The organism is Carboxylicivirga linearis, assembly GCF_018271995.1.
Classification (GTDB): Bacteria; Bacteroidota; Bacteroidia; order Bacteroidales; family Marinilabiliaceae; genus Carboxylicivirga; species Carboxylicivirga linearis.
Genome location: NZ_JAGUCO010000002.1, coordinates 115,288 through 129,497 on the forward strand (window position 1 = coordinate 115,288; position 14,210 = coordinate 129,497).

Genomic DNA, 14,210 nt, shown 5'->3' on the forward strand with positions numbered 1-14,210 from the left:
CAAGTTGCTTTTCGTATGGTTAGTTTTTAGGGATAATGGCTAATTAATCAGAAATACCGTCCTTCGCTGCGAGTTAGGCATCCCTATAATATTGTTGATGTAATCTTCTTTCTCAGTCATCTCGCCACTTCGTTGTATAAAACCCTTTCCTTTAGGCATACAATAATTCCACGATCCAGATTGAATGCAATCATTCCATCCATCAACCAATACAACTGTATGGCGTTCTACTGAAATAATGCAGTAATTATAATTCTTAGCCAAATCAAAAACAGATGTTGCATTTTCTTTATTCAGAATGAACATAGTGTCTGCCTGATGTGCGGCTAACTGATTGATATTAGCAATGGGGCGGTCTGCGTTGAGTTTTGCATTGCTAAGATCTAGTACATTGCTGAATAAGCTACTAACCCTTTCGGCATTGGTTTGAGCATGCAAATTGATGAAGCTTACGAAGCTCATCAGAAAAACAAATTTTAGAAGTTTCATTAGTTGTTTTATATGTTTGTTTTCTTTCCTGAAGTGAATACGCTCATATTCTTAAAAAGTTCTAAATATCTTTTATTAACTGTGGCTGTTCGAACAATTTCTTATCTTGCTAATTCATAATAAGAGATAAACCCAAATAAAAATAATAATGAAGAATTTATTGTTTGTTGCCATCGTTGCAGTGGCTGTAATTACTTCTTGTAAACAACCTGCAAAACAAAATGATACACAAGGGAATGTGTTTTTCCTTGGTACATATACAGAAGGAAATAGTGAAGGCATATATAAATATAGCCTTGATGATGATGGGAATATTCATCCTTTGGGGTTAAAAGCGAAGGCAGATAATCCATCCTTTATAGCATTAAGTAAAGATAAAAAGGCTTTGATTGCTGTAAATGAAGTGAACAGGGATAGTACAGGTACCGTTAAGTCATTTAAAGTGGAAGGCGATACTTTAACCTTATTATCAACTGCTTCAAGCGGTGGTGCACACCCTTGCCATGTTAGTGTAAGTGATGATGGACAAATTGTAGTTGCCAACTACACCGGAGGAAATATTGGTTGGCTATCTGTTACAAGTAATGGTTTGCTATCTAACTTACTATCGGTCACTCAGCATGAAGGTTCTGGTCCTACCGATCGTCAATTGGCTCCGCATGCTCATTCTGCCTGGTTTGTGGGAGATGATATTATTAGTTGTGATTTGGGAACGGATGAGTTATGGATATACGATAAATTGTTTAATCTGAAGCAAAAGGTTAAAATGGCAGCCGGTTCTGGTCCTCGTCATTTATGTGTTCATCCTAATGGGCAATGGATATATGTTGTTAATGAGCTGAATAATACAGTTACGAGAGTTTCGAACCAAACTGAGGGATGGAAAGCGCAAGAAAGCATATCAACTCTTCCTGATAATTTTGAAGGTTTTAGTTTTTGTGCTGATATCCATATTTCCAATGATGGTAAATATGTTTATGCTTCAAATCGTGGACATAACAGTATTGCTGTTTTTTCGGTTGACGAGGAGGGAGTTCTTTCTCTAATAGCTAATGAATCAGTAAGAGGTGATCATCCTCGCAACTTTGCATTATCGCCTGATGATAAGTTTCTATTAGTAGCTAATAAGGATACCGAAAATATTGTGGTTTTTAAGCGTGATGACGCAACCGGATTGCTTTCATATACCAGTGAAATAAAAGCTTTTTCCCCGGTATGTATCTTGTTTGAGTAAAAAATAAAAGGATCGTAGCTTAAGATTTGTGTGATGCTTTATTAAGCTGCGATCCTACAAAAAGATTAATATTTCTTACCCGGTTTGTCTTTGACAAATTCCCATATTATTGGATTTATATCTTCATGAAACATCCAATGAATAACATGTCCACCATCAGGGTAGAAATAGGTTTCATTGTTAGGAAATATATAATCAATAAAATCAATGTTTACAGCAGGGTTGGAATAGAAACAAAGAATCGGATAGTCAAACTCAACAAGTTCATTGGCATCTTCAGCACTACTATAGTATTGAGTGTTAGCTAAAACATCAGAAGGGAAAGTAATAAAATATTGTGCCCAATCTTTTAGTTCATCAGCTAAATCGCCTATTAAAGATGGAGGGACTAGAACGTTAAGAAGACCTGTTTTGAAAGTTTCATCCCATGTAAGTTGAAATAGGTAAGTTTCCTCTCTTTGGGTTTGTAGAGCTTCTCTTTCAGCTGGATCTGTAGGCCAGGGAGAATAGGTTCCGTCAATAATAACCAGTTTGGTCATCATATCCGGATGAAGCCTTTCAAATAGAGGCAGTACAATAGCTCCCATACTAAAGCCAACGCCAACAAATTCATGGATACCTTCTTTTTTTAGAACTGTTTGAATGGCATCAACCATTAGTTGCATAGTATACTCCATGCCATCTTCAATTGGATTTAACGGTGTGTTGGGTGTAGGAGCATCGCTTAATCCTGTTCCTGGTAAATCAATGTAAATGCATCGGGCTTTTTCTCTGAAATAATCATACTGCATTGAATATACAGTTTCAGGATTTGTCCATCCGGGTATAAAAACGATATCAATAGGACCTTTGCCGATAATGCGGTAATGAACTTTTAGTTCGTTCTTTTTCATAGTAACATACCGATCCTGATCAAGCCCTCTGACTCTTTTGTTAACTTCTACACGGTTGTTTATTAAGGATGCTTCGTCTGGTGTAATAACACCTTCATGTTGATTGCATCCCAAAACAATTGCCATGCATGTAAATAGCAATAATAGTTTGTTTGATTTTTTCATCGTCTTGGTTGTTTTAAGCAAAGTAAATTAGAAATGCCTCTGTAGTCGTTGGATTAGTGTTTAATATTAAAGGATTAGTTTTTAAGGGTTTCGAAAGCAATTCAACGTACTGAAATAGTAGGGTGTAATTGGTTATGATTTGGTTTTAGTGATTGATATTAAATTAGATATACTTTAAGTAGGGGTGTTGGTTCCTTGATTGTTAATTATCAGTTTTCAAATAGATGGATACAAAGGTAGGAGTGCTACACTGGCTTGTCAATGTATTGGTAAGTGGATTTATAGAGCTGTTCATACTCTTTGTTTATTTCTAGGTATTTATCAGGATTGTATATTGATTTTTAAGATGGATATTTAGGATGCGATACTTTTGAAGGTGAGTAATTGCTCCCAAACTGTGATCAAGAGATGTTTCTTTTGCCTTTTAACTTTCTAAACTATCTTTGCAGGCTTAAAACAAGTAAGATGACAGCAGAAACAATGTATTATACTATAATAGCCATTTTGGTGGCTCAGTTTGTATTTGATCAATGGATGGAATGGCTGAATAAAACGCGTTGGCAAGCCGAAATTCCAGTTGAATTAGAAGGGATATACGAAGCTGATAAGTATTGTAAACAACACGAATACAGAAAAGCTAATTATGGATTTGGAGTACTAAGCGAGGTGTTTAGTTTTGTTGTAATGATTGGTTTTCTGATGGCTGGCGGATTTGCATTGGTAAATGGTTGGGTAATGCAATGGAGTGAAAACAGTATAGTTCAATCGCTTTTGTTTTTTGCAGTTATTGGATTAGGTTCAAGTATTATTGGTATTCCTTTTAGTATTTACGGTACTTTTGTTATTGAAGAGAAATTTGGTTTTAATAAAACTACTCCTAAAACCTTTGTGTTGGATATTATTAAATCAACCCTTGTTTCTGCTTTAATTGGAGGCCCGTTGTTAGCACTAATTATGTGGATCTATTCAGTAGCCGGATCTTATTTTTGGCTGTATGCCTGGATGGTGTCAAGTGCTTTTATGATATTTATGACCATGTTTTATACCTCATTGATATTACCTTTATTTAATAAACAAACCCCTCTTGAAGGTGGTGAATTAAGAGATGCTCTTGAAGCGTTCTCTATAAAAGCAGGTTTTAAGTTGGATAATATTTTTGTGATGGATGGCTCAAAACGCAGTACTAAGGCAAATGCCTTTTTCAGTGGCTTGGGAGCCAAAAAACGAATTGTACTTTACGATACTTTAATCAATGATCTTAAGACTGATGAAATTGTGGCAGTTCTGGCGCATGAGGTTGGTCATTATAAGCTTAAACACACATTGTGGGGTACATTAACCGGTGTATTTCAAACGGGTGTTATTCTGTTTATTTTTGGTTTGGTGGTTGGTTCCCCTTTGTTATCGCAAGCCTTAGGTGTGGAAGAGCCAAATTTTCATATCGGTATGCTGGCATTTGGATTATTGTATTCACCCATTTCTTTTGTTACCAGTATAGTTATGTCTGTTGTTTCGCGCAAAAATGAATATGCTGCCGATGCATATGCGGCAGGCTTTAATTTGGGTGAGCATCTGATTAGTGGATTAAAAACCATATCCGTAAATGCTTTGAGTAATCTAACACCACATCCTTTGTATGTGTTTTTTCATTATTCACATCCACCTTTATTGGAACGTATTAAAGCAATTCGTAATAAGTAATCTAACTGTTAATCTCTAAAGCTAATTTCTAAAATAATGAATCTTGAAATAATCACCATAGGAAATGAACTGTTGATAGGACAGGTAGTTGATACCAATTCAGCCTGGATGGGACAGCAATTGAATAAAGAAGGATTTGATATTGTTAGGATAACTTCCGTTCAGGATACGGTTGATGCCATTAAGGCAAGTCTTGATGAAGCCCTGAGTAGAGTTGATATCGTATTGATGACAGGAGGTTTGGGGCCTACAAAAGATGATATTACAAAACAAACTCTGGCTGATTATTTCGATTCAAAACTGGTTTTTAATCAGGATGTTTATGATAATGTGTGTACCCTATTGAAGGGACGCGTTAAAAATATTAATGAGTTGAATAGAGGGCAGGCATTAGTGCCTGATAAATGTACTGTCATCAATAATCCTGTGGGAACAGCACCTGTTATGTGGTTCGAAAAGGATGGGAAAGTAGTTGTTTCAATGCCGGGTGTTCCGGGTGAGATGAAGCACGCTGTAAACAACGAGATTATTCCTCGATTGAAAGAAAGGTACGAAACTCAACATATCATTCATAAAACAGTTTTGATATTTAATATTCCGGAGGCCGTTTTAGCAGAACAATTAAGTAGTTGGGAAGAAACGATTCCAGGATATATTTCATTGGCTTATTTGCCATCTCCGGGTAAAATTCGCTTGCGATTAACGGCTAAAACACTTGATGATAGTAAGGCTCATAAAGATATTGAGAACTTGGTTAAGTCGTTGTACCCAATTGTTGGAGATAATATTTTCGCAGAAGAAGATAAGCCTGTTCATCAGCTATTAGGAGAGATGCTTAAGAAAGAAGGCAAGACCATTGCTACTGCCGAGAGTTGCACCGGTGGTTACATTGGGCATTTATTAACAAGTATTCCGGGTAGCTCTGTTTATTTCAGAGGAGGTATCATAGCTTATGAAAATGAGATTAAAGAAAGGCTATTAGGTGTTTGTAAAAACGATTTGTTGAAATATGGTGCAGTTAGTCAACCTGTGGTAGAGCAAATGGCATTGGGTGCTAAAAAGGTATTAGGTACAGATTACTCCATTGCAACTTCGGGAATTGCCGGTCCTGATGGAGGATCTGAGGAAAAGCCTGTTGGAACCGTATGGATTGCAATTGCAGGCGATTTTGGTGTTATCAGCCAAAAATATCAATTTGGAAAAATGAGAGAAAGAAATATTCACCGGTCAGCTGATACAGGAATGGTAATGCTATTTCAGCAATTAACTAATTCATTGAGATAAGATAAACAGGTAGTTATTTATTGTTATCTTTATCTAAAGTTTAAGATGTGGCTTGTTTTAGAAAGAATAAAAAGCATTAAAAAATTAAAAAACAGAATATTTATAGTCGTAGTATTTGTGAAATTGCAGAAAAATGACTTATTTTGCGCTCTGTTTGAAAAATGTATCCGAAAAAAACTGTTGAGAGATGTCAAGAGTATGTCAAATAACTGGTAAATCATTCATGGTGGGAAATAATGTTTCTCACTCGAAAAGAAGAACCAAGAGAAGATTCGATATTAATCTTTTCAAGAAAAAGTTTTATTTACCTGAGGAAGATCGTTGGGTAAACTTAAGAGTATCTGCAGCTGGATTGCGCATGATCAACAAAGTTGGTGTAAGTGCAGCATTGAAAGGTGCTAAAGAAAAAGGATTTATTACAAACTATTAATAAAGGGAGTAAGAAATGGCTAAAAAAGCAAAAGGTAATCGCGTACAGGTGATTCTTGAGTGCACTGAGCACAAAGAGAGCGGACAACCAGGAACTAGTCGCTATATTACCGTAAAAAACAGAAAAAATACTCCTGATCGTATGGAGTTGAAGAAATATAATCCAATTTTGAAGCGTGTAACTTTACATCGCGAAATCAAATAAAACTGATAAACAATGGCAAAGAAATCAGTTGCATCGTTGCAAAAAGGTGAAGGTAAAGGTCACACAAAAGTGATCAAAATGGTAAAATCTGAAAAAACAGGATCTTATTCGTTCCGTGAAGAGATTGTACCTAATGAAAAGACAAAAGAGTTTTTCAATAAATAAGGTTGGATAACCGTATAACTTAAAAGCTTCCTTTTACGAGGGAGCTTTTTTGTGTTTATCCGTATAAGTTCAGTTAGCAATTACTATCTTAGCAGCAAATATTTGATTTATGGGTATTTTTGGAAGTTTTACCAAGGCTAAAAAGGAAAGTCTTGACAAAGGTTTGGCAAAGACCAAGGAGAGTGTTCTGAAAAAACTAACCCGTGCTGTGGTTGGTAAAACCAGGGTTGATGATGATGTACTTGATGAATTGGAAGAAGTACTTATTACATCTGATGTTGGGGTGGATACTACTCTTAAAATTATTGAAAGAATAGAGGCTCGTGTATCGAAAGATAAATTCTTAGGTACGGATGAGTTGAATGATATTCTGCGAGAAGAAATTGCTGAGCTTTTGGCTGAAAATTCTTCTGATAAACCCATTGATTTTGAACTGCCGAAATCCGATGATCCATACGTCATAATGGTTGTTGGGGTTAATGGTGTGGGAAAAACCACTACCATTGGAAAATTAGCCAGTAAATTTAAAGCTGCCGGTAAAAAAGTGGTTTTAGGTGCTGCGGATACCTTTCGTGCTGCTGCTATCGATCAGTTAGTGGTTTGGGCCGAACGAGTTGATGTACCTATTGTTAAACAAAACATGGGTTCTGATCCTGCTTCTGTGGCCTTTGATACTTTATCGTCAGCTAAAAATCAGGGTGCCGATGTGGTAATTATTGATACAGCTGGTAGATTACACAATAAGATCAACTTAATGAATGAGTTGAGTAAAGTAAAACGAGTAATGCAAAAGATTGTGCCTGGTGCACCAAATGAAGTATTATTGGTGTTGGATGGTTCAACCGGGCAGAATGCATTTGAGCAAGCTAAACAATTTACTAAAGCTACCGAAGTATCATCATTGGCTATTACAAAATTGGACGGTACTGCTAAAGGTGGAGTTGTAATTGGTGTATCTGATCAATTCAGTATTCCTGTAAAATACATTGGTATTGGTGAAGGAATTGATGATTTGCAGGTGTTTGACCGTAATGAATTTGTAGATTCTTTATTCAGATAATATTAGATAGGGCTGCTTAAGTAGTCCTTTTTTATGATTGTATTTAAATAATTAAGTACTTAATAAGATGGCGAAAGCTAAGAAAGTGGATGTGGTGACCATGGGTTGTTCCAAAAACCTGGTCGATAGTGAGTTTTTAATTCGTCAGTTTAAAGCCAATAATATACAGGTGGCCCACGATCCGGAAGTACCCGATAGTGAAGTGGCCATTGTAAATACATGTGGTTTTATTGGTGATGCCAAAGAAGAATCGGTTGATACTATACTTGAATTTGTTGAAGCCAAAAAACGTGGCGATATCAAACAACTATATGTGATGGGATGTTTGTCGGAACGTTATCCTGGGCAGTTGAAGAAAGAATTACCCGAAGTAGATAAGTTCTTTGGTAAATTTAATTGGAAAGAAATTATTACTGAGGTAGGAGCCAGTTATCGTCGCGACTTGATGAATGAACGCTCTTTAACCACTCCGAATCATTATGCCTATTTAAAAATATCCGAAGGGTGTAATCGTACTTGTAGCTATTGTGCTATTCCATTGATTACTGGTAAGCATCAAAGCCGTAAAATGGAAGATTTGCTTGATGAAGCTAAACGACTGGCTGATGGAGGAGTAAAGGAGTTGCAGGTAATTGCGCAGGATTTATCATTCTACGGATATGATTTATATAAAGAATACCGTTTGCCAAAGTTGGTTGATGAATTAGCCAAAATTAATGGCATAGAATGGATTCGCTTGCATTATGCTTATCCAGCAGGTTTTCCTTTGGATGTGCTAAAGGTGATGCATGATAATCCAAAGGTGTGTAATTACATTGATATTGCATTGCAACACATTTCTGACAATATGTTGGAAAAGATGCGCAGAAATGTACGTAAGAGTCAGACTTATAAACTGATTGAAGAAATGCGTAAGCAAGTGCCTGATATTCATCTTCGAACTACTTTTATTACAGGTCACCCGGGCGAGACGGAACAGGATTTCAGGGAAATGGAAGAATTTGTGAAAGATGTTCGTTTCGAGCGTTTGGGAGTCTTCCCATATTCGCATGAAGAGGATACTTATGCTGCTAAAAAATATCAGGATGATATTCCGGAGGAAGTAAAACAAGAGCGTGCTGATCGTATTATGGAAATTCAAAACGGTATTGCAGCTGAGTTAAACCGTGATAAGATTGGCAAGGATCTGAAAGTAATTGTTGATCGTGAAGAAGGTGATTACTTTATCGGACGCACCGAATATGATTCTCCGGAAGTAGATCAGGAAGTATTACTTCATAAGGAAGAGAACGAAGAGCTGACTATTGGCGATTTCTATCAGGTTGAAATTACAGATGCAGAAGATTACGATCTCTTTGGAATAGCTAAAATATAGTAGAAGTTAGTTTAAGCTTTATATGGGGATATTTGCTTTCTAGCTTATATCCCTTTTTTATTTGTTTTGAAAAGTAGAGTTCATTAGTGCAGGATATAGTTGAATTCAATCATCAGAAAGATATTTTACTATTTTTGCAATGTTATGGTGAAGTTTTCCTTATCAGGAAAAATCTTAAAATGGGAATCCGGTGATTCTGTATAGAAAATTCCGGAGCTGTACCCGCAGCTGTAAGTCCATAAAATTATTATTGTAATACTCATGCCACTGTCTGGATATAACAGATGGGAAGGTAACAATAATTGGACGAGCCAGAAGACCTGCCAATAACATTTATGCTTTCGGGATACGAGCAAAATGATAATAATAGCACATCATTTTTTCTTAAAATATACAATGGTTGCTAGCTTTTGTATTGATCTCATTAGTATTGTATTAAAATTCAAATGATTTTTATAACAGGCTTAAGGTATGTATGGATTTGTAATAGCTGGTACAAATAGTGGTTGTGGAAAAACAACAATTTCAATTGGTTTAATGGCCCTGATGAAAAGCTTGGGTAAAGGTATTGCACCTTTTAAAACAGGACCTGATTATATCGACCCAATTTTTCATAGTAATGTATTGGGTACATCATCGTATAATCTCGATAGCTATTTACTTTCTGAGTCTGCCATTAACTATTTATTTCAAAAACATTGCTTTGAGAAGGATGTAGCTATTGTTGAAGGAGTGATGGGGATGTACGATGGTATGGGCGTTAATGCAATTGGTAGTACCCACCAACTAAGTGTAATTCTTAACTTACCGGTTGTGTTGGTTATAAACTGTAAAGGATTATACCAGTCGGTGGCAGCCATTGTCAAGGGGTTTACAACTCTGCAACCCAATGCACGAGTTAAAGGAGTAATATTTAATCATTGTTCCGGCAAGGATTACTATCAGTTTCTTAAAGAGATTGTGGAGCGGGAGTGCAATGTTAAATGTGTTGGATATCTTCCGGCAAATAAAGATTTTGAATTGGAAAGTCGTCATTTAGGATTGGTGCAGGCCGAAGAAGTAGATCACCTTTCTGATAAAATTGAAAAACTAACCAACACCTTAAAAGAAACCATTGATGTGGATGGTTTAATGGAAATATCAAAGATTGAAGATGGTGCGCCTTCAACATATAAATTCCCTGTTATTAATCTTGACGGATTGGTTATTGGTGTGGCCAGTGATAAAGCATTTCGTTTTTATTATCAGGATAATATAGAGCTTTTGAAAGAGTTGGGAGCAAAGCTTCATTATTTTAGCCCATTAAAAGATGAAAGTATACCTGATGAATGTAATTGCCTTTATATTGGAGGCGGATATCCTGAGGTATTTGCAAAGGAGCTTTCTGAAAATAAAGTGTTACTGGAAGATATTAAAGTGAAGATTGATAAGGGAATGCCAGCCTATGCCGAATGTGGAGGGTTGATGTATCTGACCGATAAAATAATGGGTGTTGATGATGTTATATTTCCCATGGTTGGGGTATTTAATTCTTCTGTTCAGATGACAAAAAAACTGCAGCGTTTTGGATATGCAGAGTTATCTTATTCAGGAGAGATCACTCCATGTCATGAGTTTCATCATTCAAAAATAATCGAAGACGAAAGTTCGAATAATTATGAGTTAAACTATCAATTAAAAAAGCCTGATCGAGACTTAGAATGGAAGTGTGGTTTGAAATATAAGAACTGCCTGGCTGGATATGCTCATATTCATTTTTATTCAAATCCAAAATTCTTCGAGAAAATTATTGATTTATGGAAGAGCAATAATTGATTGAAAATGTTAATCGGATGGAAGGTTAAAGCCCCAAATGCTTACACATACATGTTGAAGTATTTGAGGCTTTGGTTTTATATTGATTAAAGCTCAGAAACGTAAGCTTTAAACTTTTCTAAAGTACCTAGTTTTTTATCTTTTTCAATGGTTGACGTTACCCAGCTGCTGATGTATTTACACGGCTTTGAAACAAATAAATGCTGTTTGCCGTCGTCCACTGTTTTTTCAAAATCATCATGATTAATAACAATAGCCGCTCCAACTTGAACCGATTCTGCAGCCACATCTTCAGGATGTAATCCCCAGGTAATAATACGATCCTCTTCTTTTAGTACTTTCTGACTATCAAAATAATTGATGCCGGTTACAAATTGAACATCCTCTTCGGAAAAAGCAAAAGCTTCCACTCTCATTTCTCTTAATCCGCTGTATGCAGTCACTCTTACCATTACATCAATTTTTTTGCCTTTATATGGAACATCTTTCGAAATCATTTCCATTTGCGAAAAATTCCCTTCTTTTTTCACCTGAACAATGCGATTAGAAACCGGAGCCAGCATCACTTCTTTTTCGCCGTCCCAAAGACGAACGCCTCCTAAGCCTACTGTTGATCCAACCTTATAATAATCGGCTCCTAATCCTTTTTTCTGTTCTTTTTCGGTTGGATACCAAAGTGCTTTTTTAAGCTCCAAACCTTTCTTTTGCTTGTTGTAAGCGTCTATTGAGGTAGCTCTGTTATTAAAATAAAGGCGAAGTGCCAACCATTCATTTTCAACAGCCGGTCCATGATGACCGATGGCACGGTAGATATCACCTGATTCATCCTGAATCATATTCGTTTGAAGAGAATCACTTCGCATAAATAAGCTGGCATCGGTTTGATTTTGACCCATTGCCGAAAAGCATATGAATGATAAAAATACAGTGGAAAAAAGTATAGATTTCATAAAATTAGAATTAAAATTCTGATAAGATTCTTTATTTATTTGATACGCTCTAAGGTACATAATTAATTAACTTCAACAGTAAAACAAAAGTGATATAAAAAATGGTGATCTCACTGTAATTCTGGTTTCATTGATGGAAATATTGTCTTCAAATTATATGGTGTAAACTACAATTTAGGAACTTACCAATGTACCATATTAATAATGGTTTCCTTCATTAATATAAAGGGATGTACAATTTTAAAGTGTTTTGGACAATCGTATAGGTAAAAAAGTGGTATGTCGCATAATTTTGTTTGAAGCATCAGAATCAAATCCAATTTTATGAAATATCACATTTTTCTATTTTTACTTTGTATCAGTTTTTGTTTTGCCTGCAATAAAAGTAATGAATCAATAGATCGCTATAGCTTGGTCGCGCGCCATAATCCATCCATTCGTCAATTCGACTCGCTGGCATCATTATCGGTGGGTAACGGCAATTTTGCTTTCACCGTTGATGCTACTGGATTGCAAACATTTCCCGAATATTATAAAAATGGAGTGCCTCTGGGAACACAATCACAATGGGGGTGGCACAGTTTTCCAAATCCTGAAGAATACAAAATTGAAGAGACTTTTAAAGTCTATAATTTCAGAGGTAAAGATGAATTATACGCGGCTCAGTTTAACGAGGACGGAAGACCTAAAAGGGCTGCCAATTGGTATAGAGCAAATCCACACAGATTGCATCTAGGGTATATTGGTTTTGATATTGATTCTACAATGCTTCAAAAAGATATTACTGATGTTAACCAGCAACTTGATTTGTGGAAGGGCATCATTAATAGTGTTTTTAATTTAAAGGGGCAGAAGGTAAGTGTTTCAACAGCGTGTGATCCCCAAGAAGATAAAATTGAAGCACGTGTGGTATCTGATCTTTTGGCGCAGAATCAACTTAAAATCAGTTTTAAATTCCCTTACCCTACAGGCAAACACGCTGATTATGCAACTGATTGGAAGCAAACGGATAAACACGAAACATCTATAGTTGCAAAAGGAGATGGGTTTTGTGTTTTGCAGCGCAAACTGGATAATACAGTGTATTATTTAAATATCAATTGGAAAGGTGAGGCTCAGGTGCTTGAAAAAGGTGCTCATTACTATGTTTTAGAATCTAAGCAAGAGGAATTGACCTTTTCATGTGAATTTCTAAATGATCTCCCCGAAAACAATACAAGCAATGGTGAGAATATATTTGAATTGTCATCAGACTATTGGCAATCGTTTTGGATGAATGGTGGAGCCGTAGATTTTTCTAGATGCACCGATGAGCGTGCTTTTGAATTAGAAAGAAGGGTAGTGTTGTCGCAGTATTTAATGGCTATTCAGTGTGCGGGTAATTTACCACCGCAGGAAACCGGGCTGACATATAATAGCTGGTTTGGTAAGTTTCACCTTGAAATGCACTGGTGGCATGCTGTTCATTTTGCCCTTTGGAATCGTACTGATTTGCTTGAACGTAGTCTGGATTGGTACAATCAGGCGTATGATAATGCTAAATCAATAGCTGAACGACAAGGTTTTGATGGAGTAAGGTGGATGAAAATGACCGATCCGTCATCTATTGAGGCACCATCAAAGGTCGGGTCGTTTTTAATTTGGCAGCAACCTCATTTTATTTATTTTGCTGAGTTAGTGTATCGAAACAACCCTTCTGACGAAGTACTTGCTAAATATAAAGATTTGGTAAAAGCTACGGCTGAGTTTATGTATTCTTTTGCCGATTATGATAGCATTAACAGCAGGTATATTCTAAAAGGAATAATTCCTGCTCAGGAAACTCTTCGCGCTCGCGAAACGGTTAATCCTCCCTTCGAATTGGCTTATTGGCATTTGGGTATGTCAATAGCCCAGCAATGGCTGGAAAGAACTGGTGAAGGTCGTAACCCTCAATGGGATAAAATGATTGAAGAATTATCGCCTTTAACAGCATTAGGTGGCTTGTATCTTGCCTCTGAAGATGCTGTGGATACCTATAAAGATATCAGGTTTACTTCTGATCACCCGGCAGTGTTAGGTGCTTTGGGAATGTTGCCTGATAATGACCTAATTGAACAGGAATTGATGAAAAATACCCTGAATTGGATTTTAGCCAATTGGAATTGGGATCATACCTGGGGATGGGATTATCCAATGACAGCCATGTCTGCAGCTCGTTTAGGAGAAGCCCAAAAAGCCGTTGATGCATTGTTAATGGACAAAAGAACCAACACCTACCTGGTTAATGGTCATAATTATCAGGATGAGCGTTTACGTGTTTATTTACCCGGAAATGGAGGTTTGCTTACCGCGGTTGCCATGATGTGTGCAGGTTGGGATAATAATACGGTTGATACTCCCGGATTTCCGAAAGATGGCTCTTGGAACGTAGTTTGGGAAGATCTGGCAAAGATGCCTTAAATG

General features: G+C 36.6%; 13 protein-coding genes and 1 riboswitch. Of the genes, 10 read left to right on the forward strand and 3 right to left on the reverse strand.

Features of this window, described 5'->3' with window-relative positions; all coding sequences use genetic code 11:
* Positions 1-39: 39 nt before the first annotated feature.
* Positions 40-489 carry a hypothetical protein gene (locus KEM10_RS03835; RefSeq protein ID WP_212213730.1) on the reverse strand — a complete coding sequence of 150 codons (450 nt, stop codon included), beginning with the start codon at positions 487-489 and terminating at the stop codon, positions 40-42.
* Positions 490-637: 148 nt separating this feature from the next.
* Here KEM10_RS03835 and KEM10_RS03840 point away from each other — a divergent pair, with 148 nt between their 5' ends.
* Entirely contained in the window at positions 638-1,723 is a 1,086-nt protein-coding gene (locus KEM10_RS03840) for a lactonase family protein (protein ID WP_212213733.1), read from the forward strand.
* A gap of 65 nt (positions 1,724-1,788) precedes the next feature.
* Here the strand turns inward: KEM10_RS03840 and KEM10_RS03845 are convergent, their stop codons facing one another.
* Positions 1,789-2,781 carry an alpha/beta fold hydrolase gene (locus KEM10_RS03845; protein WP_212213736.1) on the reverse strand — a complete coding sequence of 331 codons (993 nt, stop codon included), beginning with the start codon at positions 2,779-2,781 and terminating at the stop codon, positions 1,789-1,791.
* Between the two features lie 465 nt (positions 2,782-3,246).
* On the opposite strand from KEM10_RS03845, the gene KEM10_RS03850 reads away from it, so the two are divergent.
* From KEM10_RS03850 to KEM10_RS03885, 8 genes are all read left to right on the forward strand, one after another.
* A complete protein-coding gene (locus tag KEM10_RS03850) occupies positions 3,247-4,482 on the forward strand; it encodes a M48 family metallopeptidase (RefSeq protein WP_212213739.1) in 1,236 nt (411 codons plus the stop codon).
* 36 nt (positions 4,483-4,518) lie between these two features.
* The gene (locus KEM10_RS03855) at positions 4,519-5,766 is read left to right on the forward strand and encodes a competence/damage-inducible protein A (protein WP_212213742.1); all 1,248 of its coding nucleotides are present in this window, start codon (positions 4,519-4,521) and stop codon (positions 5,764-5,766) included.
* Between the two features lie 187 nt (positions 5,767-5,953).
* On the forward strand, positions 5,954-6,196 hold the full coding sequence (rpmB, locus tag KEM10_RS03860; RefSeq protein ID WP_212213745.1) for a 50S ribosomal protein L28: 243 nt from the start codon (positions 5,954-5,956) through the stop codon (positions 6,194-6,196).
* Between the two features lie 15 nt (positions 6,197-6,211).
* Positions 6,212-6,400, forward strand: coding sequence for a 50S ribosomal protein L33 (gene rpmG / locus KEM10_RS03865; protein ID WP_200465062.1), 189 nt, complete (start codon positions 6,212-6,214; stop codon positions 6,398-6,400).
* Between the two features lie 12 nt (positions 6,401-6,412).
* A complete protein-coding gene (locus tag KEM10_RS03870; RefSeq protein ID WP_212213747.1) occupies positions 6,413-6,565 on the forward strand; it encodes a DUF4295 domain-containing protein in 153 nt (50 codons plus the stop codon).
* 109 nt (positions 6,566-6,674) lie between these two features.
* Positions 6,675-7,625 (forward strand): signal recognition particle-docking protein FtsY, encoded by a 951-nt coding sequence (gene ftsY / locus KEM10_RS03875; RefSeq protein WP_212213750.1) that lies wholly within the window; start codon positions 6,675-6,677, stop codon positions 7,623-7,625.
* A gap of 67 nt (positions 7,626-7,692) precedes the next feature.
* The gene (gene rimO, locus KEM10_RS03880; protein ID WP_212213753.1) at positions 7,693-9,000 is read left to right on the forward strand and encodes a 30S ribosomal protein S12 methylthiotransferase RimO; all 1,308 of its coding nucleotides are present in this window, start codon (positions 7,693-7,695) and stop codon (positions 8,998-9,000) included.
* A gap of 128 nt (positions 9,001-9,128) precedes the next feature.
* Positions 9,129-9,343: riboswitch (cobalamin riboswitch) on the forward strand.
* Between the two features lie 128 nt (positions 9,344-9,471).
* Complete coding sequence (locus KEM10_RS03885) at positions 9,472-10,815, forward strand: cobyrinate a,c-diamide synthase (protein WP_212213755.1); 1,344 nt, start codon at positions 9,472-9,474, stop codon at positions 10,813-10,815.
* Positions 10,816-10,901: 86 nt separating this feature from the next.
* Here the strand turns inward: KEM10_RS03885 and KEM10_RS03890 are convergent, their stop codons facing one another.
* Positions 10,902-11,765, reverse strand: coding sequence for a DUF4861 family protein (locus tag KEM10_RS03890; RefSeq protein ID WP_212213757.1), 864 nt, complete (start codon positions 11,763-11,765; stop codon positions 10,902-10,904).
* Between the two features lie 324 nt (positions 11,766-12,089).
* Between KEM10_RS03890 and KEM10_RS03895 the strand changes: the two genes are divergently transcribed.
* The gene (locus KEM10_RS03895; protein ID WP_212213759.1) at positions 12,090-14,207 is read left to right on the forward strand and encodes a hypothetical protein; all 2,118 of its coding nucleotides are present in this window, start codon (positions 12,090-12,092) and stop codon (positions 14,205-14,207) included.
* Positions 14,208-14,210: the final 3 nt, after the last annotated feature.